The organism is Gilliamella sp. B2911 (assembly GCF_026536965.1).
GTDB classification, from domain to species: domain Bacteria; phylum Pseudomonadota; class Gammaproteobacteria; order Enterobacterales; family Orbaceae; genus Gilliamella; species Gilliamella apicola_E.
Window position 1 is genome coordinate 12,901 of record NZ_JAFNNA010000015.1, and the last position, 19,827, is coordinate 32,727.

General features: G+C 33.8%; 18 protein-coding genes and 2 tRNA genes. 16 read left to right on the forward strand and 4 right to left on the reverse strand.

What is annotated here, in order from left to right; all coding sequences use genetic code 11:
* Positions 1-72 precede the first annotated feature (72 nt).
* Entirely contained in the window at positions 73-765 is a 693-nt protein-coding gene (recO, locus tag J3U27_RS10640; RefSeq protein WP_065562105.1) for a DNA repair protein RecO, read from the reverse strand.
* A gap of 150 nt (positions 766-915) precedes the next feature.
* Here recO and J3U27_RS10645 point away from each other — a divergent pair, with 150 nt between their 5' ends.
* The 15 genes from J3U27_RS10645 to J3U27_RS10715 all read left to right on the forward strand — a co-directional run bounded on the left by J3U27_RS10645 (position 916) and on the right by J3U27_RS10715 (position 14,158).
* Positions 916-2,544: a Na+/H+ antiporter gene (locus J3U27_RS10645; protein WP_065562106.1), complete on the forward strand. Its 1,629-nt coding sequence runs from the start codon at positions 916-918 to the stop codon at positions 2,542-2,544.
* Entirely contained in the window at positions 2,545-3,051 is a 507-nt protein-coding gene (ubiT, locus tag J3U27_RS10650) for a ubiquinone anaerobic biosynthesis accessory factor UbiT (protein WP_065562107.1), read from the forward strand. It begins immediately after the preceding gene.
* A gap of 260 nt (positions 3,052-3,311) precedes the next feature.
* Positions 3,312-4,373, forward strand: coding sequence for an alpha/beta fold hydrolase (locus tag J3U27_RS10655; RefSeq protein WP_267377435.1), 1,062 nt, complete (start codon positions 3,312-3,314; stop codon positions 4,371-4,373).
* Between the two features lie 232 nt (positions 4,374-4,605).
* Positions 4,606-6,042, forward strand: a complete 1,437-nt coding sequence (gene sbcB / locus J3U27_RS10660) for an exodeoxyribonuclease I (RefSeq protein WP_267377436.1) — start codon at positions 4,606-4,608, stop codon at positions 6,040-6,042.
* A 106-nt stretch (positions 6,043-6,148) separates the two neighbouring features.
* The gene (locus J3U27_RS10665) at positions 6,149-6,592 is read left to right on the forward strand and encodes a CidA/LrgA family protein (RefSeq protein WP_081303336.1); all 444 of its coding nucleotides are present in this window, start codon (positions 6,149-6,151) and stop codon (positions 6,590-6,592) included.
* Positions 6,589-7,278: a CidB/LrgB family autolysis modulator gene (locus tag J3U27_RS10670; protein WP_220226032.1), complete on the forward strand. Its 690-nt coding sequence runs from the start codon at positions 6,589-6,591 to the stop codon at positions 7,276-7,278. The genes J3U27_RS10665 and J3U27_RS10670 overlap by 4 nt, the downstream gene beginning before the upstream one ends.
* 1 nt (position 7,279) lies before the next feature.
* Positions 7,280-7,927: an ElyC/SanA/YdcF family protein gene (locus tag J3U27_RS10675; RefSeq protein ID WP_065734101.1), complete on the forward strand. Its 648-nt coding sequence runs from the start codon at positions 7,280-7,282 to the stop codon at positions 7,925-7,927.
* Positions 7,928-8,220: 293 nt separating this feature from the next.
* Positions 8,221-8,949 (forward strand): arginine ABC transporter ATP-binding protein ArtP, encoded by a 729-nt coding sequence (gene artP, locus J3U27_RS10680; RefSeq protein ID WP_220226030.1) that lies wholly within the window; start codon positions 8,221-8,223, stop codon positions 8,947-8,949.
* Between the two features lie 29 nt (positions 8,950-8,978).
* A complete protein-coding gene (locus tag J3U27_RS10685; RefSeq protein ID WP_065562113.1) occupies positions 8,979-9,713 on the forward strand; it encodes a transporter substrate-binding domain-containing protein in 735 nt (244 codons plus the stop codon).
* An 84-nt stretch (positions 9,714-9,797) separates the two neighbouring features.
* Positions 9,798-10,568, forward strand: a complete 771-nt coding sequence (gene artQ / locus J3U27_RS10690) for an arginine ABC transporter permease ArtQ (protein WP_218059990.1) — start codon at positions 9,798-9,800, stop codon at positions 10,566-10,568.
* Positions 10,569-10,577: 9 nt separating this feature from the next.
* Entirely contained in the window at positions 10,578-11,255 is a 678-nt protein-coding gene (gene artM / locus J3U27_RS10695; RefSeq protein ID WP_065562114.1) for an arginine ABC transporter permease ArtM, read from the forward strand.
* Position 11,256: 1 nt separating this feature from the next.
* Complete coding sequence (gene uvrC, locus J3U27_RS10700) at positions 11,257-13,092, forward strand: excinuclease ABC subunit UvrC (RefSeq protein WP_065734100.1); 1,836 nt, start codon at positions 11,257-11,259, stop codon at positions 13,090-13,092.
* A 107-nt stretch (positions 13,093-13,199) separates the two neighbouring features.
* Entirely contained in the window at positions 13,200-13,754 is a 555-nt protein-coding gene (pgsA, locus tag J3U27_RS10705; protein WP_065734099.1) for a CDP-diacylglycerol--glycerol-3-phosphate 3-phosphatidyltransferase, read from the forward strand.
* Between the two features lie 221 nt (positions 13,755-13,975).
* Positions 13,976-14,063, forward strand: a tRNA-Leu gene (locus J3U27_RS10710).
* A 19-nt stretch (positions 14,064-14,082) separates the two neighbouring features.
* Positions 14,083-14,158 (forward strand) — tRNA-Gly (locus J3U27_RS10715).
* Between the two features lie 291 nt (positions 14,159-14,449).
* Here the strand turns inward: J3U27_RS10715 and J3U27_RS10720 are convergent.
* Positions 14,450-14,830, reverse strand: a complete 381-nt coding sequence (locus J3U27_RS10720) for a VOC family protein (RefSeq protein ID WP_267377437.1) — start codon at positions 14,828-14,830, stop codon at positions 14,450-14,452.
* A gap of 126 nt (positions 14,831-14,956) precedes the next feature.
* Here J3U27_RS10720 and J3U27_RS10725 point away from each other — a divergent pair, with 126 nt between their 5' ends.
* The gene (locus J3U27_RS10725; RefSeq protein WP_267337563.1) at positions 14,957-15,916 is read left to right on the forward strand and encodes a helix-turn-helix transcriptional regulator; all 960 of its coding nucleotides are present in this window, start codon (positions 14,957-14,959) and stop codon (positions 15,914-15,916) included.
* A 17-nt stretch (positions 15,917-15,933) separates the two neighbouring features.
* Here J3U27_RS10725 and J3U27_RS10730 read toward each other — a convergent pair whose 3' ends face one another.
* Positions 15,934-16,788: an aldo/keto reductase gene (locus J3U27_RS10730; protein WP_267331910.1), complete on the reverse strand. Its 855-nt coding sequence runs from the start codon at positions 16,786-16,788 to the stop codon at positions 15,934-15,936.
* 460 nt (positions 16,789-17,248) lie between these two features.
* Entirely contained in the window at positions 17,249-19,579 is a 2,331-nt protein-coding gene (locus tag J3U27_RS10735; RefSeq protein WP_267342982.1) for a TonB-dependent hemoglobin/transferrin/lactoferrin family receptor, read from the reverse strand.
* Between the last annotated feature and the right edge of the window lie 248 nt (positions 19,580-19,827).

A 19,827-nucleotide genomic window follows, 5' to 3' on the forward strand; every position in this document is an offset into this window, starting at 1 on the left:
GTCAACATTGTTGACGGAATAGATCTGATACATTTTACATAAAGTCCCTTTTAAATTAAGTTAAAAGACAAATTATATTTTTAAAAATAATTCTCTACTTTTAAATGGTTTTGCACCAACATAAGGTTTTAACGCCATCCTGGTAAAACGTTTTGCCGCTTTAAGTGTATCGATATTGTGAAATTGCCTTTTCCCTAAAGCTAAGACTTCTTCACCAGTGAAAGCGGTACTATTTTGTAACAAACTACAAATAAAACCTTTTTCTGAAATATATTGATAATGCATAGATTCAACAATATCGTCACCTGTTGCACTGCAATGAAAAAAATCAACGTGATAGCCCAAATTTTCAAGTAAGGCCAATTCAAATGCTCGTAACACGTTTTCAGCAGGAACTTGTTGGGCTAATTGTTGTATACTTGCTAGATAATCATCAAACAACGTAGTTATTTCGGTTTCGGCGACTAAAACACGGTGTAATAGTTCATTTAAATAAAAGGCGCTATATAAATAAACAGAAACAAGAGGTAAAGTAAGGGAAACAGCCTCAACTTGACGTAAAGTTTTTATTTCTCCATGACCTGAATATTGAACAATTAGTGGAGTAAAAGGTTGTAAAACACCTTTTAATGCAGAGCGTTTACGCCTAGCACCTTTTGCTAAAATGGTTACTTTCCCAACATTTTCAACGAATAAATCGACTAGCAAACTGCTTTCACTGTATGTTCTGGTATGTAATACAAATGCTCTTCGCCAATTTTCCATCTAACCTGCCCATCAATTAAATTATTACTTTTTTTGATCAATAATAGAGATTGCTTAAAATTTGAGTGATTTTATACAATTTTAACCTGAAATATTCTTAAAAATCCTATATAATAGATAACTATATATGGGATAACTAAAAGAGTAGCTATGGAACTATTTTCAACAATATTACTAATAGTATTAATTGTATCACTTTCTGGTGTCATTATAAAAATGTTACCAATACAGATCCCATTGCCTCTAATGCAAATACTACTAGGTAGTATTCTTGCCGCATTAGGTATTTATTTAGAGTTTAACTCAGACCTATTTCTTGTACTGTTCATTCCTCCTTTACTATTTGCTGATGGACGTAAAACTTCTGTAAAAGATTTTGTCCATAATGTACGAGAAATTGTAGGGCTAGCCTTGGTTCTAGTGGTTATATCAATTGTTGCTCTGGGTTACTTACTACATTGGATGCTACCAGATATTTCAATGCCAGCCGTATTTGCATTAGCAGCAGTATTATCACCTACCGATGCCGTCGCACTTAGTGGTATTGTCGGTAAAGGACGAATTGAAAAAGAGAAGATGGAAATCATTGAAGGTGAAGCCTTAATGAATGACGCTTCTGGCCTTGTTTCCTTAAAATTTGCACTTGCAATTGCAGCGGGTGCATTTGAATTCAACTTATTACAAATCAGTATATCCTTCTTTGTGGTTGCTTTAGGTGGATTAGCTGTTGGGGTGATATTCACTTGGTTATATGCTCGTATTTTGCGTAAAATAAACCAACTAACAAACAATGATCCCGCAATCCAAATCGTACTATTATTCTTACTACCATTTGCCGCTTATATCATTGCTGAAGAATGTCACTGTTCCGGTATTTTAGCTGCAGTAAGTGCTGGTATGACAGTTAACCACTCAGGAATGATGCGTAATGCCCCTTTAACAACTCGCTTACAATCTGATAGTGCATGGTCAATGTTAACGTTCGTATTCAATGGATTTGTTTTTGTTCTATTAGGTATTCAGCTTCCAAGTATTTTAAAAAATACATTTGCTGAAAACCAAACCGATGCATCAATTGAATTATGGCAACTATGCTTAATTGTATTGTTCGTTTTTATAGTATTAATGGGCACTCGATTTGCTTGGCTTTGGGCTATGAAAAAAATGCCAACAATGCCATTTGGCACAAAGCGTCCATTAGCATTTAATTCATATACCACACGTGATTTATGGATATCTACTTTTGCTGGTGTCCGCGGAGCGATAACACTAGCCGGTGTATTATCTATTCCAATAACCATTGCGGGCAGATATCAACTCGTATTTATTGCTGCTGGTATTATATTAGTATCATTAATATCCGCTATTATCATGTTACCAATTTTATTACGAGGTAGTGTGATCTTGGATAACTCCGAACAAGACAACGAAATATTAACCGTAAAAGGACAAATGGCTGAAGAAGCTATCGTTAGTCTTGAAAAAATGCAAACTAGCCTTTTACAAGAAACGTCTGAAGAAGGCCTAGATCAAGAAATTATCCACGAAGTTGGTTCACGTGTTATAGGTTCATTAAGACGTCGAACTGGCTTAAAAGATTTAGAACAAAAAGCTCTTGAAGCTGAAAATCTAGAAAGACGTATGCGTTTAGTCGCAATTGGGGCGGAGCGCACCGCATTACTTCAAATGAAAGTTCGTGATGAAGTTAGTGAAGAAGTTTTCGAGCATCTAAATACCGATTTAGATATTTATGAGAAGATGATCTCTGGAGATGCGTAAATGATTGGCAATAAACACCAATTTCTAGGAAGAATTCATTCACAATTTGTCGATAAAGCGCCACAAATGTTGGGTATGACATTACAATGTATACCCTTTAGCGTAAAAAAAAGAGCTATTGAACAATTATTACAATTGCAATTCAAACACTCACTTGAAGATGGCGAGCTAGATTTTTTAGAAAATCGTTGGCTCAAAATCCAAGTTGTCGATCTTCAATTAGTCTGGTTTGTCAGCTTAATTGATAACAAACTTGTGGTTAGCCGTGAAGAAATACCTGATGTAAGCTTCATCGGCAATGCCAATGACTTAATAATGATAGCAACTAGACGGCAAGATCCTGATACATTATTCTTTCAACGTCGACTCATTGTTGAAGGCGATACTGAATTAGGGCTCTATGTGAAAAACTTGATGGACTCGATTGAAATCGAAGCTATGCCAAGGTTCTTAAGATTAACTCTCGAAAAGCTAGCTGATATCATCGAAAGCGCACCCAAAGACTAAAAATTCTATTAAATAACTTCAAGAAAGGGAATTAATAATTCCCTTTTTACTAACTTAAAGAACTTTCCGTTTATACTTAAAATTCATATTCAAATTTAATTATTTAATGTAAATAAACGTATTTTTATTGGATGACTATCATTTAATAAATTATTATAGAAACTAACGTTGGAAAAAATTCATTCAACGTAAATATTACCTTCCTACCCTATCTCTTACACATATGATTCATAACGTAATTATGAAGGAGAGAGCCACATATGAATAATATAAAAAAAGCGCTACTATTTTTTATTTTTCTTGTTTTCGCATCGCAAGGATATTGTTCCGAGTTCTATAACCGAAAAGAAGGTGATTATATTATTGAAAAATTTAAATTTAATGATAGTAACACAATTCAAAATTTGAAAATTCATTATGTCACTATCGGCGACCCTAAAGGAAAGCCAGTATTAGTTTTACATGGCACAACTGGCAATGGAGATTCAATGCTTAATGACAGTTTTGGTCATGCCTTATTCGATAAAGGAATGCCGTTGGATGCTGAAAAATATTTCATAATATTGCCTGATGCTATTGGTACAGGTCAATCTTCGAAACCCTCTGACGGTTTGAAAGGAAACTTTCCTCATTATGATTATACCGACATGGTTAATGCTCAATACCTACTTTTGAAAAAAGGTTTAAATATAGATCATCTTGAACTTATTATTGGTAACTCGATGGGTGGAATGAATACATGGCAATGGGTAACTATGTATCCTAATTACATGAAAGCAGCAATTGCAATGGCAGCAACCCCTGCGCCAATGTCTAGTCGAAATTGGATAATGAGAAAGATGATCATTAATTCAATTAAAGACGATCCTGATTGGAATAATGGCTTTTATAGCAAACAACCTGAAAAATTCCAAACTGTTTATAATTATTACGATATCGCGACTAACGGAGGTGATATTGCCTGGCAAAATAACGCTTATAACACCCAGAAAACAGAAGAAATATTAGCAAATAAGTTAAAAGAACGAACAACAATGGACGCGAATGATTTTTTATATCAATGGGATGCTGCCAGAAACTTTGATCCAACAAAAGAGCTAACAAAAATTAAAGCATTTATGTTAGTTATCAATTCAGAAGATGATGAAAGAAATCCACCAAACACAGGTTTAATGGAAAAAGCCCTCAAGGATGTTGTTGCTGCTAAATATTATCTAATTCCAGCAAGTGTTAAGACCCGAGGCCATGGTACAACCATGAATGCTGAATTATGGATAGAAGAGTTAAAAATATTTCTAAAAGAACTCGATAATTATTACTAATTTAGGAGGATTAGAAAAGTGAATATATTATTATATTCACTTTTTTATTTGAGCTTATCTTCCAATAATTATATTTTATCCCACATTACTCTCATTAAATCTGATATAATATAAAATATATAACTATCGATATTTAGTTAATATTTTTCAATATCAGACTTAAATATCATCCTAAAGCCGATAAACAAAACAGCTTGATTTAATAAATTTAAATACAAAAAATTATAAAATAATGAAAAATAATTCACAGCAGATAACCTTTTATTTTCACGATTATGAAACTTTTGGCATAAATCCAGCTTTAGATCGCCCTGCTCAGTTTGCTGGTGTTCGAACTGACAGTGATTTTAATATTATTGAAGAACCTTTAGTCATCTATTGTCAAATAGCCCAAGATTATCTTCCCAACCCTGAAGCTGTGCTAATAACTGGAATAACACCACAAAAAGCAAATCAAAAAGGTATATGTGAAGCCGAATTCACCAAACAAATACATGAAGCATTTAGCCAACCTAACACGTGTATCTTAGGCTATAATAATATTCGTTTTGATGATGAAGTGACTCGCAACATCTTATACCGTAACTTTTATGACCCTTATGCTTATAGTTGGCGAAACGGTAATTCAAGATGGGACCTACTAGATGTCGTCCGAGCTTGTTATGCATTAAGACCGGAAGGGATTAATTGGCCAATAAATGAATCTGGTTTCCCTAGTTTTCGATTAGAAGATCTCACTAAAGCTAATAATATTAAACATGAACATGCGCATGATGCTATGTCTGATGTCTACGCCACTATTGCGATGGCAAAATTAATTAAGCAAGTACAACCAAAGTTATTCAATTACTTCTTCACACTACGTAATAAAAATAAAGTTGTCGAGCTTATCGATATTGCCAACATGACGCCAATAATTCACGTTTCTGGCATGTTAGGTAGTTATCGCGGTAACATGTCATTAGTTAGCCCTATTGCATGGCACGCAAATCAAAAAAATGCAGTGATTGTTTGTGATCTTACTGGAGATATCGATTCACTGATTAATTTACCAGTCGAAACTATTCGAGAGAAACTCTACACTAAAACTGAAGATCTTGATGTTGATGAACAACGTATCCCATTAAAACTAATTCATATTAACAAATGCCCAATCATTGCGCCATTGAGCACACTATTACCCGATAATGCAAAACGTTTCGATCTTGATAAACAAAAATGCTTAGAAAATCAACAAAAACTACTGGAAAATCAAAGTTTATTACAAAGTAAAATGCGTGAACTATTTGGCATGGATAATGAATACTCAAATAACAATAATGATGTCGATGCGCAAATATATGCAGGCTTTTTAAATGGAAATGATTTATTAAATTGTGAAACGATTCGAACTACTCCCCCCCAATTATTAGATAGTTTATCGTTAACTTTTGATGATCCAAGATTAGCAAAATTACTGTTTCGTTATAAAGCTAGAAACTATCCAGAAACGTTAACTGAACAAGAGTTACGAATCTGGCAAGATCATTGTCGTGATAAACTAGATGCAACTAAAGTTCAAGATTATATGCAAACCCTTGAACAACTTGCTGAGATTTATATACAAAAACCTGAAAAGCTGGCATTACTAAAACAACTATATCAATATTGTCATTATTTAGTTGGATAATTAAATGTTACGGGCGTATCATATACGCCTGTTCAAAGTACAATGCCATCTCTTACTATAGAATTGGTAATCATAATTTAAGTTTTAAACAATTAGCATTTAATTTATGAAACACTTTTTAGCCAAACATGCAACCATTAAGCATCGACTTTATTCTTTATACTACACACTATTTAGCTACGGTCGAGGCTTGATTATCCTAACCATTTGCTTATGGGCAGGAAATGTCGTATCTGCAATCTTACCAATCATGATCCCTGGAAGTATTATTGGTTTATTGATTTTGTTCATTTTATTAACTTTTCAATTAATACCAACGTGTTGGATAAAAAATAGTTGTAATCTTTTCATGCGATACATGACGGTACTCTTTATTCCTGCGGCGATGGGGATAATGGATAATTATTCATTACTCTTAGATAATTGGATACCGATAATTTTTGCTAGTGTTGGTGGTTCAGTTATTGTCTTATATTTAACCGCTTTTTTAACTGAACATCTGCATAAAAAAGTCGTTAAAACCTCCGATAATAGGGAGAACCAATCATGATATGGATGCTACCATTAACCGTTTTGGTTTTTTTAATTATTAGAAGAATTTCATTTAAAATTAAAAATCCGTTATTTAACCCATTAGTCATTTCGGTTATTGTATTAATCCCTATTTTATTAATTACAAATACCGAGTATGTTGAATATGTTAAAAACGTAAAAATTATTAACGATCTACTCCCTTACTCTGTCGTTGCTTTAGCTTATCCTTTATATGAACTCATTCCACAAATAAAAGCCCGTTGGAAGTCAATCATGATTATCACCTTCACAGCCTCCATAGCGTCTATGGTAACCGGTGTGTTTATTGCATTATGGTTAGGGGGTAGTAAAGAAATTGCTGCATCAGTATTACCTAAATCAGTGACAACAGCCATCGCGGTCACCATCGCTGGTAATGAGGGTGGCGTTCAATCAATCGCTGCATTATGCGTAATACTTGTTGGAACACTAGGTGGTATTTTCGGTCATCAATTACTGAACGTTGCTAGAATAAAAACACCTTCAGCAAGGGGGTTATCAATTGGCGCAGTATCTCATGCTGTAGGTACAGCGCGTTGTATTGAAGTCAATTATAACGAAGGGGCTTATAGCTCCCTATCTCTAGTTTTATGTGGTATTATGACCTCATTAACAGCACCATTTTTATTCCCAATAATGGTATTTATTTTTGATTGGTTTTAGTATGAAGTTAAAAAAACTTATTGCTTATTTTATTGCTTTTTTTTCATTACTACTTGCCTTAGTAATTGGACTCGACTTTTGGATAAGCTATAAGACAGCACCTTACATTTATCACGATGAAAACAAACTTCCCTACCGAACAATTGGTGTTGTATTAGGAACATCTAAATATGTAAAAAATGGCGGAATCAATGGTTTTTATCGCAGCCGAATAGATGGTGCGATTGATCTCTATTGGCAAGGTAAAGTTGATTATTTATTGCTTAGTGGAGACAATGCGCAATTAAATTATAACGAACCCATTATGATGCAGAAAGATCTCATAAAAGCAGGCATCCCTAAAGATGCCATTGTGTTAGATTTTGCTGGATTTAGAACCTTCGATTCAATTGTTCGTGCAAATAAAGTCTTTGACGCAGATGAATTTACTATTATTACTCAAGAATTCCATTGTGAACGAGCAATGTTTATTGCGTTAGCGCAAGGTATTCAAGCTCAATGTTTTGCTGTCCCTGCGCCCAAAAGTATGAAGTTAGTTCGAATTAGAGAGATGTTTGCACGAGTAAGTGCTTTTATTGATCTTTACATCCTGAACAAAGAACCTAAATTTCTTGGTCCTACCATTCCAATCATTAATAATCAAAATTAATAACATTATATAAATCTAAAAAAAAGTTGAGGAACGGGGTTTTTGAACTAAGTATATGGTCATATATCTCACATTAGTATTTAATCTTCATGTTTTTTATAATTCTAAGTACTGATGATTATACAAACAACTTGATACAACACTAAAATAACGACAATAAAAAAAGTTGAGGAGCCGGGTTTTTAGCTTAAAAATCAAGCTAAAATATCGTTGTCTAATAATTTAGATTGCATTTTTATGCAAAAAAAAGTAATATTTAGTCAATTAAAATTTAAATAGTTTATCTAATACTAATGAATATCGAATTAAACCATATTAACTGTTTTTATGGTAAACATCAGGCATTAAATGATGTCTCTTTATGTTACCCTTTAGGTGAAACAATTGTTTTACTTGGTCAGAGCGGTGCAGGTAAAAGTTCTTTACTGAAAGTGTTTAACTTACTTGAAATACCAACGTCTGGTGAAATGACAATTGCGGATTCACATTTTGATTTTTCCAAAAAAATAAGTGAATCAACTATTCGAACTTTGCGCAAAAATGTTGGCATGGTTTTTCAAAATTACAACTTATGGCCACATTTAACTGTTTTAGAGAACTTAATTGAAGCCCCTTGCCAAGTTTTGAAACTATCGAAAAAAGAAGCAAGTGAAAAAGCCATGTCAATTTTGGCTCGCTTACAAATTGATGAAATGGCCCATCGTTACCCTCTTCACCTTTCAGGTGGTCAACAGCAACGAGTGGCTATTGCGAGAGCCTTAATGATGGAACCTAAAATTTTGCTATTTGATGAGCCAACCGCAGCTTTAGATCCTGCAATCACATCTCAAATTGCAGAAATCATTAATGAACTGTCACAGACAGGAATTACACAGATTATTGTTACGCATGAAGTCGATTTTGCACGTAAAGTTGCTTCACAAGTGATTTACATGGAACATGGTAAGATTGTTGAACAAGGTCAAATTGAGTGTTTTGCTCATCCAAAAACTGAAGAGTTCAAAGCTTATCTATCGCATTAATATTAATAAAAATCTGATTGGGTGGATATATGAAAAAAACATTACTAGCTATTATACTTGCAGGATCTGCATTTGCAGCTCAAGCAACTGAAACGTTAACCATTGGTACCGAAGCGACTTATGCACCTTTCGAATTTACTAATGATAAAAACGAAATCATCGGTTTTGATATTGACGTCATGAATAAACTTTGTGATGAAATGAAAGTAACTTGTAACATTGTAAATCAATCATTTGATGGATTAATTCCTAGTTTAAAAACTCGTCGAATCGATGCGGCTATTGCTGGTATAGATGTTACGCCTGAACGTCAAAAGCAAGTTGCATTTACTAAAATCTATTATGATGATAGCTCAATCCAATTTGTTACATTAAAAGATTCCTTAACAAGTCTTGATCAGCTAAAAGGTAAGAAAGTTGGTATTCAAAAAGGTACAACTTATTTAAAATATTTAAATGAAAAATATCCTGATGTTAAAGCAGTAAGCTATGATAGCTACCAATTTGCTTTCTTAGATTTAAAAGCTAAACGTATTGATGCTATTGTTTCAAGCTCTTTTGTTGCTGGTGAATGGTTAGGTAAAGATGCTGATATCGTTGCTTTAGGCGATAAAATTACCGATCATGAATTTTTTGGTGAAGGTTTAGGTATTGCTTTACGCCAAGGCAATGATCAATTACTTGAACAATTTAATCAAGCAATCGATAAACTAAAAGCAAATGGCGAATTAGATGCTATTTATAAAAAATGGTTTAGTAAATAATTATTAATAACAAAATCAGTTCTTATTTATCTCGCCGCATATTCTGCGGCGAGTTTATTTTTTAAATTTAACTACGGTTCTTTTATGTCAGAATTTTTTGCACACGGTATAGACTTGTTACTCTCTTCTATGGATGGGTATATTTTGCCGCTTACGAAAGCTACCGCGATTACGTTATCATTAGCATTTGTATCGTTAGTCGTTGGAATGTTTTTTGCGTTCATTTTTACTATTTTAGAATCAGTACCATTCAAACCCGTTGCATGGCTAATGTCGCTATTCAATTTAACCATTCGAGCTTTACCCGAATTATTAATTGTGGTTGCGATTTATACTGGTTTACCACTGCTATTGATGGCATTAGATGATGGCTTTACCGTTCCTCTCGGCTTTACATCGTTTACCGTAAAAATGAGTATTCATAATACCCAACCAGACCCATTTTTATGCGGTGTTTTTGCTTTATCATTACTCTACGCTGTTTATGCCTCACAAACGTTACGCGGTGCATTTAAAGCGATTTCAAGCGGACAAAAACAGGCAGCTCAAGTTTTAGGATTAAGCAAATCTCGAACTTTCTTTCGTATTATCATGCCACAAATGTGGCGACACGCATTACCCGGTTTGAGTAACCAATGGTTAATCTTATTAAAAGATACTGCCCTTGTTTCAGCAATCGCGATAGATGATTTAATGATGCAAACCAAAACAATAGTTGCCCGAACCAATCAGCCTTTTTTATGGTACTTTGTTGCGATGATTATTTATTTAGTGATATCAATTTTAAGTCAAAAAATTATTTCACGTATTGAAAAACGTGCAACCCATTTTGAACCATCAGCCAATAGTCAGTAAGGTTATTTTATGTCTGATAATTTTATTTTTTATCTAAAAATCATTCTTCAAGGTCTACCTGATACATTAAGTCTAAGTATATTCGGTATATTAACGGCTGGTATTTTGGCTATTGTTTTTTCATGTCTTTTATCGTTAAATTCTAAGCTATTAACGAAAACAATTCGCGCTTATATCATTATTTTTACTGGTTCACCATTATTAGTACAGCTGTTTTTAATCTATTATGGACCATCACAATTTGGTGAATATTTAAGTAAATTTCCTGCTTTTTATGATTTTATTTCTTCACCTTGGTTTTGTGCTTATTTAGCTTTAACGCTTAATAGTGCCGCTTATACTACACAAATATTTTATGGTGCATTAAAATCTGTTCCACAAGGACAGTGGCAAGCATGTAGCGCTTTAGGTATGAACAAAAGACAAACTCTTAAAATTGTCATGCCATATGCATTAAAACGTGCTCTTTCTACTTATTCTAACGAAGTCGTTTTTGTGGTAAAAGGAACAGCCTTAGCTTCAATGATTCCTGTTATGGATTTAATGGGATATAGTAATGCATTAAATGGTGAATACTATGACTTCTCAATTTTTATGGTTGCAGGGCTCATTTACCTCTTGATAAATGGTATTTTAAGCACCATTATGAGGATAATAGAGAAAAAAGCCCTCACCTTTGAAAACTAATATGAGCCAATTTGATACAGCATCTTTTCTAAAAACAGTCCCACATAAACCAGGTATCTATCAAATGTTTAATGATAAAGATACCATTATTTATGTGGGAAAAGCGAAAGATCTCAATAATCGCTTAAAAAGCTATTTCAATAGCAGTAAAAAAACGATCAAAACCGATCGATTGGTAAGTCATATTCATCGAGTTGAATTTACCATCACCAATACAGAGACTGAAGCATTATTACTCGAACAAACTTATATCAAAAAATATCAACCAAAATACAATGTATTGCTCAAAGATGATAAAAGCTACCCGTTTATCAAATTAAGTAAAGAAAGACATCCTCAATTGTCTTTGTATCGAGGTGCAATTAATCGAAAAAAAGATGAGTTTTTTGGCCCTTATCCGAGTGGATATGCGGTAAAACAAATTCTTGCCTTATTACAAAAAACATTTCCAATAAGACAATGTTTAAATAGCACTTATCGTAATCGAACTCGTCCTTGTTTACAGTACCAAATCAAACGCTGTTTAGGGCCTTGTGTACCAGGCTTAGTTAGCGACGAAGATTATAATGAACAAGTTAATTATGTAAGGTTATTTCTCTCCGGACAATCAGACCAAATATTGCAAAAAATTACTGCGGATATGCAAAAAGCCAGTAGTGAACTTAATTTTGAAAAAGCAGCCGCATTACGAGATCAGCTACAAGCGATCAAACACATAAATGAAAAACAAGCTATCTATAACAATAATGATAATTTAGATGTGATTGGTTTCCATTACGAACTCGGCTTAGCTTGTATCTATGTACTCTTTATTCGAAATGGTCAAACATTTGGACATCGTTCTTATTTTCCAAAAGTGCCATCTAATACTGAACTAGAAGAAGTGATCGAGACATTTTTAGGGCAATTTTATTTACAAGGAAATCAAAATAGAAATATTCCGAAGAAAATTCTTCTCAATTTTTCATTATCTGATAAGCAAGCAATGGAAGATACTTTATCTATTGTCGCTGAACATCAAGTAAAAATAGTTGATGAACCAAAAGGTGATAACCTTAAACTATTAAATATTGCAACAGTTAATGCTCAAACTGAAGTAAAAAATAAACTACTTGAAAACTCTACCATTAAACAACGATATGATGCACTAAAAGAGTTTTTGGGCATTGATAAAATCAATCGAATGGAATGTTTTGATATAAGCCATTTTATGGGTAAAAACACAATTGCATCTTGTGTCGTTTTTGATGATAAAGGCCCCGTTAAATCTGAGTTTCGTCGCTACAATATAAATGGTATCACGCCTGGAGACGATTATGCGGCAATGGAGCAAGTCTTAACCCGTCGTTATAGTAAGAAAGATCTTCCTGAAGATAAGATCCCAGACATCATCTTTATAGATGGAGGAAAAGGTCAACTTAACCAAGCGTTAAGGGTTTTTGATAATTTAGACGTAAACTGGGATAAAAACCACCCTATTTTAATTGGTGTGGCCAAAGGTGCTGAACGTAAAGAGGGATTAGAAACACTATTCTTTGAAGCTCATGGAAAAGGATATTATCTGGATTATCATTCCCCTGCTTTACTGCTTATTCAACAGATTCGAAATGCATCGCACGATCATGCAATTGTTGGTCAACGTAAAAAAGGCGTTAAACAGTTAACTGACAGTGCTTTAGAGCATATTGAAGGCGTTGGTGGAAAAAGACGGCAAGCATTGCTTAAACATTTTGGTGGGCTTAGAGAGTTGAAAAATGCCAGTATAGACGAAATTGCACAAGTTCAAGGTATTTCAAAATCATTAGCTGAAAAAATTTATCTAAATTTACAGCAATAACACATTGAAAAATTAACATTTTTCAGGCAACATAATCAATGAGAAAACCCTGTTTTTTTAATTGTCGCTAACCATTTGATTAATAAAACAATATGAGCTAATGTCACATGAAAATTAACTTACCTACATTCTTAACATTATTTCGAGTAATACTGATCCCATTTTTTGTGTTGGCATTTTATTTAATCCCTCATGAATGGTCAGGCTTTTTTTCGGCATTAATCTTCCTAATAGCCGCAGTTACAGATGTTTTTGACGGTTACCTTGCCCGCCGATTAGGTCAAACAACTAAATTTGGTGCTTTTTTAGATCCTGTTGCCGACAAAATAATGGTAACAATCGCATTGGTACTTATAACGCAATATTATCAAGCGTGGTGGATTTCTATTCCTGCAATAATAATCGTCTCTCGTGAACTTATTATCTCTGCATTACGTGAATGGATGGCTGAAATTGGCAAACGAGGTAATGTTGCAGTATCTTCAATTGGCAAAATTAAAACAATTGCTCAAATGACAGCATTAACTTGGTTACTTTGGCGTCCTTGCGATCTTGTTATATATGCGGGGCTAGCTGCACTTTTTTTAGCCACAATTTTAACGTTAGTATCCATGTTCCAATATTTATGGATAGCGCAAAGTGACTTATTAGATGAAGAATAATTTATCAAAAAGTCGATAATCGTTACTTTTAGTGTAATTTTGTTATCTTCTGTAAGTTCACAAAATTACACTTCTCAATCCCCAAAAACTCAATATTAAACCAACAATAAGCTAAACATTGAGCAATTAAACAATTAATCCAAAATTTATGTTGACTGAAATCTCAAGATAGGTAAAATGCACTGCATTCAAAGCGGATTACCTTACGTAATAAGTTTTGAGCCCGGGTGGTGAAATCGGTAGACACAAGGGATTTAAAATCCCTCGGCCTTTTTGGCCGTGCGAGTTCAAGTCTCGCCCCGGGCACCATTTAAAACACTTCTCTTATGCGGGAATAGCTCAGTTGGTAGAGCGCAACCTTGCCAAGGTTGAGGTCGCGAGTTCGAACCTCGTTTCCCGCTCCAATATTGAATCAACTACAAACCATTGAAGCCCAAAAAGATCAAATTTTGATTAATGCCTAACTAGTTTTAAACTTGAATGAAATTTGAGAAATATACTTGTTTAAATACAATTAATTTATTAATGTTTATTGCAACTGAAATTATCACCGCAAGCTCAATCAGATTCTTCCCATACGAAATCAAATCCACGAGATGCTCGGGTGCTCCCCCCTATCTTTTATGAAGTTAATTCCTCATAAACAATGGCTACATAATAAAACACCAATTGTCTTAATTTCTTAAAACATTATTTCACTCAAATTTTGAAGTGTCGGTAGCACAAACACGAAGTCGATGACCATCAGGATCATTTCCTACAAATGTGTATCCGAAATCGAGCATTTGGGGTTCAAGTTCAATTTTAACGTTTAGTTTTTTCCATGCAGAATAAATCGCATCTACATCATTTTTTGTTACATCACTAAATGACAGCTCAAATCCCCCATAATGATTAGGTGCCTTTGGCGTTATTTTATCGGCCTCTTGAAGTCCCAAAATAAAACCATTATTCAATAAAAATACAGCAAAACCAGGATAGGTTTTAACTGGTGGGCGCTCTAGTATTTTTGTGTAAAACTCTGTGCTAGCATCGACATCTTTGACATAAACAATAACGCTATTAGGTTTAAACATTTTTCTTTCCTTTTAGTGATAAAAATTAGTTCAATCAATTTTAGTTATCTCTATTTTGATGTAGCATTGCTGACAACTGTATGTCATATTTAAAATTCAATCTAAATTATTTTGCAAACATAAAGCATGAAAATTAATCGTATAATTACTACCATCATGGTATTGCTACAAAGAGAAAAAATAACTGGTAAAGAATTAGCAGAAAAATTAAATGTATCATTGCGTACTATTTACCGAGATATACAAGTTATAGAGGGAGCGGGAATACCCATTATTACCTATCAAGGAAGTGCCGGTGGAATAAGTATTTTAAAAAATTATAAAATTAGTAAAGGTCTATTCACTAAAGAAGATGTCATTGTTTTATTAAAAGGCCTCAACTTATTATCCTCACCGGTTTTAAAAGAAAGTGAAAATTTAAGAACACTCGAGAAAATAAAGAGTTTTTTATCAGAACAAGAACTTGATGAAGTGACAAATAACTTAAATCAACTTATTGTTGATTTATCGCCTTGGTTTTCTAAACAAAATATTGATAACAAAATATCTATTATAAGACTGGCACTGAAAGAGCAAATGCTTTTATCGTTTGATTATTTAAGTGTTAGGAATAAACAAGCCTCACGTTTAATTGAGCCATATAAACTTATTTTTAAGGAAAAAGAATGGTATTTACAAGCTTTTTGTCTAACTAAAAATGACTTTCGTGTATTTAAATTGTCAAAAATGTCAAACATTAGAAAAACAAACACTAAATTTATTAAGCAGACAACGCCTGAAGCATTCTCTTTATTCCAAGCGGATATGAAAAAAAAGATTTTTAAAATAAAATTGCTAATAGATGAATCGCTTTTGGAACGTATTTTAGATTTTTGTGATGAAAAAGATATTAAGAAATTAAATGGACAACAGTATCTTGTAGATTTTAACTTTATTGATGATGACTACAGTTATGGTATTTTACTAAGCTTAGGTCATAAATGTATTTGTTTAGAGCCTGAGCATATACGTCAAAAACTCGTTGAACGAGCGGAAAAATTAGTTAAATCTTACAAAGAAACTGTCAATCCATTTATGTCAAATTAGCCTCAATAACTAAAAATTTAAACATCTAATCTCCGGCTGGTTAACCATTTTACTTTTTCCGGGTCTCGATGATCAAAAAATTGACTTGTATTTGTATCAAGCGCTGCTATTTGTTGCATATCTTTATCTGAAAGCTCAAAATCCCAGATATCTTGATTTTCAATTATACGCTCTTTACGCACAGATTTAGCCAAGCTTGCAATACCTCGTTGTGCTAACCAACGTAATACCACTTGCCCTATTGTTTTACCATATTTAACGGCAATTTGACCTAACACCGGATGGGTAAATAAACCATTTTTCCCTTCAGCAAACGGTGCCCAGGCTTGAGGAGTTATGCTCTCTTTTTGCATATAAGGCACGGCTTCAAGCTGTTGTTGGAATGGGTTAACTTCAATCTGATTTACGGCAGGAATAATGGAATGAAATGCAGTTAAATCAGCTAATCTATCAGGTTGAAAATTACTTACGCCAATAGCACGAGTTTTACCTGCTGAATAAAGCTCTTGCATTGCTTGCCAAGCACCATGAACATCACCATAAGGTTGATGAATTAAATATAAGTCAACATAGTCTAATTGCAAACGATTTAATGAACGTTCAAATTGAGCCTTAGCACCATTGTAATTGGCATCTTGCAACCATAACTTAGTCGTAATAAATAATTCTGCTCGATCAATCCCATGTGCACGAATAGCATTACCAACTTCAGTTTCATTTTGGTAACTTGCAGCTGTATCAATCAACCGATAACCAGAATCAATTGCATCATGTACGGCTGTTTCACACTCTTTCTTATCGGTCATTTGAAAAACACCAAACCCTAAGATAGGCATTTCGATACCATTATTTAATGTTATTGTTTTTTTCATAGCCCATACCTCAGTTATTGTAGTTAGCCTATTATTAAACAGCTTACTACAATGATAAAGTAGGTAAAACAACATGCACTAATGAAAAATTTTCATTAATTAGCTTAGGTTTTTTATTAAAATATCACGATATTCAAGCTTGATGAAAAGCCCGATAAGGTCATTAAAAAAAATGACAAGTAATTTCAATATCGAAAATTATTTAATTTGAGATATGTATGAAGCTAATATAATTCATATATCAATCAGCACTCACACCCCTCTTTTAATCGTTTAATGCAGATTCAATCGGATGTGGCGGATCATATTAGATCTTTTTGAAATGCTTATTATGTGTTTAACAACTCAGTGATTTTTATTGATGCCTTATTTATATAAGGCATCAATACTATTTTTTTAATAGTTTAACCTGCAAGACTTTTTAACTGTTTAAACTTATCAACTTAACGCTAGATAAGTATTAAAATTTATATGAAAAACTTGCTTTAAAGTTGCGTGCTAAACCATAAGTATTTTCACCTAAATATAGTCGATAATCTTTGTTAAAGATATTATCAACGGCCAGTTTAACTTCAGCTTTTGGCAAAAATGTTGGCTGCCAGGTTGCAAATAAATTATGTAATGAATAACCTGATGAACGACCTAAACCATACGCGCCAAGATCAGCAAGTCCATCATGATTTCTATCTTCTGACCCTGTTCGATCTTGTTTTCTGACAAATTGAGCATTCCAACCTGCTCTTAAATTCCATTGAGGAATTTTAAAACCGGTAGTTAAAGTTGCTGTACGAGGTGAAATTGTCGCAACATAAGTTTTGTTATGCATCCATGGAGCTTGTGGCGCGGTGTCTCGCTCTCCTTTTTGAATTGAGTACGTTGCACTGGCAAACCAATATTTACTATCATAAAAGGTTTCTAGTTCAAATCCTTTTACCACTAACTTACCGGGCAGATTTCGATAATTAGATTGGCCAACCGGACACAATTTACCCGGTCCACAAATAGAGCCATTAAAACCACGAGTAACAAAAATTTCGTTAGTAACACGCTGTCTAAATAATGTGCTTCGAACTTGTAATTTATCATCATTTAACATTAGATTATTGAAATCGAGGATATTTCCCAATCGGATTGATAAATCACGCTCTTTTTTCAAATTGCGACTGGTTGCAGAGATTTTACCACTACCGCCATTTTTAGGGGTGAATTGAACCTCATAAGTTTCATCAACAGTCGGCGCTTGCCATGCATAACTGATATCACCAAAAAACCCGATATTTTCTGTCGCTTGCCAATATGAACCGAGTCTTGGCGTCCAACCAGTATAGGTAACAGGCGCATAATTGTGTCCATAACGCGGATCGGGATCATTATAAGCTGATGCATAATTTTTCTTACCATGATTACGAACATAATCGTATCGAAGGCTTGGCGTTAAGACAAAATTGCTAATCGATAATTCATCTTGTAGATAAAAACTATAAGTTTGTTGTTTTCCCGAAGGCATATAAGCAGGTTGGAAATAACCATGATTATAATTTGGTTTTTTCTCGTAATTTTTGTAATACATCAAGGTATCACGATCATGCAAATGCACTTGCGCACCAATTTTTAGAAGATTATCAATTGGTCCTGTAGTAAAAATACTGTTATTTTCAAGCTCAACAGTTTTATCAGTGTAACTGACCCAACTCTCATTGCCCATGGTACCTAAAGAAGCAACCGGATTATATTTGGCCGGCCTCATATCATGTTGCTTTGTTTTTGAATACGTGGTGCGTAAGGTAAAATCGACTAATGGATTATAAGTTGGTTGATAGTTCCATTTAAATTGTGCTGATTCATCTGTTTGATCACGTTTGACTAATTTTCGTAACCAAGCTGCTCTATATCCATATTTTTTAATTTGGGCAGCAGTTGGTGGCGTCATCTTTTCAACATATTTTGCTGCCCATGGTTGCCATGAATCTCGTTTTGATCGGATACCGGATATCGTGAACGTATGCTCTTCATTGGGTCTAAAATTTAATTTCCCCATATAAGTGTCCATATCATCTTCTGAGAATTCAAATCGAGAACCATCCGGTCTTTTAAAATTGCCACTATCGCGGTTAGTGTAGTAAAACAGCCCATCAAACATATCATCTTTTGTTCTACCATAAACAGCACTTGTTACCATATTTTGATGATTATTTGAATGGAAACTATATTTAACCAAAGCGCCAACATATTTATCAGGATCGAGTAAATCAATCGCATCTTTAGTTTCCATTGTTACTACCCCACCAAAGCCACCATTACCAAATTTGACATCATGCGGGCCTTTATTCACTTCCACCCGTTTAAGTAATTCCGGCTCAACAAAAACCGAACCTTGTTGGTATTTTTGGAAACCTTTTTGCGCACCATCAACAATGATTTTTACATCTTCTACTTTACCAAATCCCCAAATATTTAATGTCTGTCCACCCGGTCTAACCGAACCGGCGGCGCTCACGCCTGGTAATGTATTGAGTAATTCGGCTACATTATCCGCTTGCTTTTGTTCTATCAAACCGGATGTAAGTGTTGATCGTCCGGCAATAACACTATTAATTTTTTTCAATTGATCTTGTGATCTTGCTATAACGGTAATCACATCATCAATATCTTCACTACTTACGTTATCTTTATTTCTTTTTATTTGTGATTCTTGTTCATCTTCTGGTGAAGTATTCTCGCCACTTGAAGGTTCCGCTTGAAGAGAAAAACTCATACAGAGCAATAATATACTTATTTTTTTATATCCCATACCTAGTTCCTTTTAAAAAGCATAGTTATTAAATAAACACGACTAAATTAATATTACCCACATAAATAGTAATGATAATCATTATCATGTAAGGGTTAGGAAGTATAGTTTTTTTGGGTATAAATAAATAGCAAAATTTAAATTTAATTTATCTCTCGATAAATTGAAAAGTAAGCACCTAAGTCGTTTAGCTAGCAACTTTACTTGTAAAACAACAGATTATCTTTTTTTAGTAATCTATTTTTAAT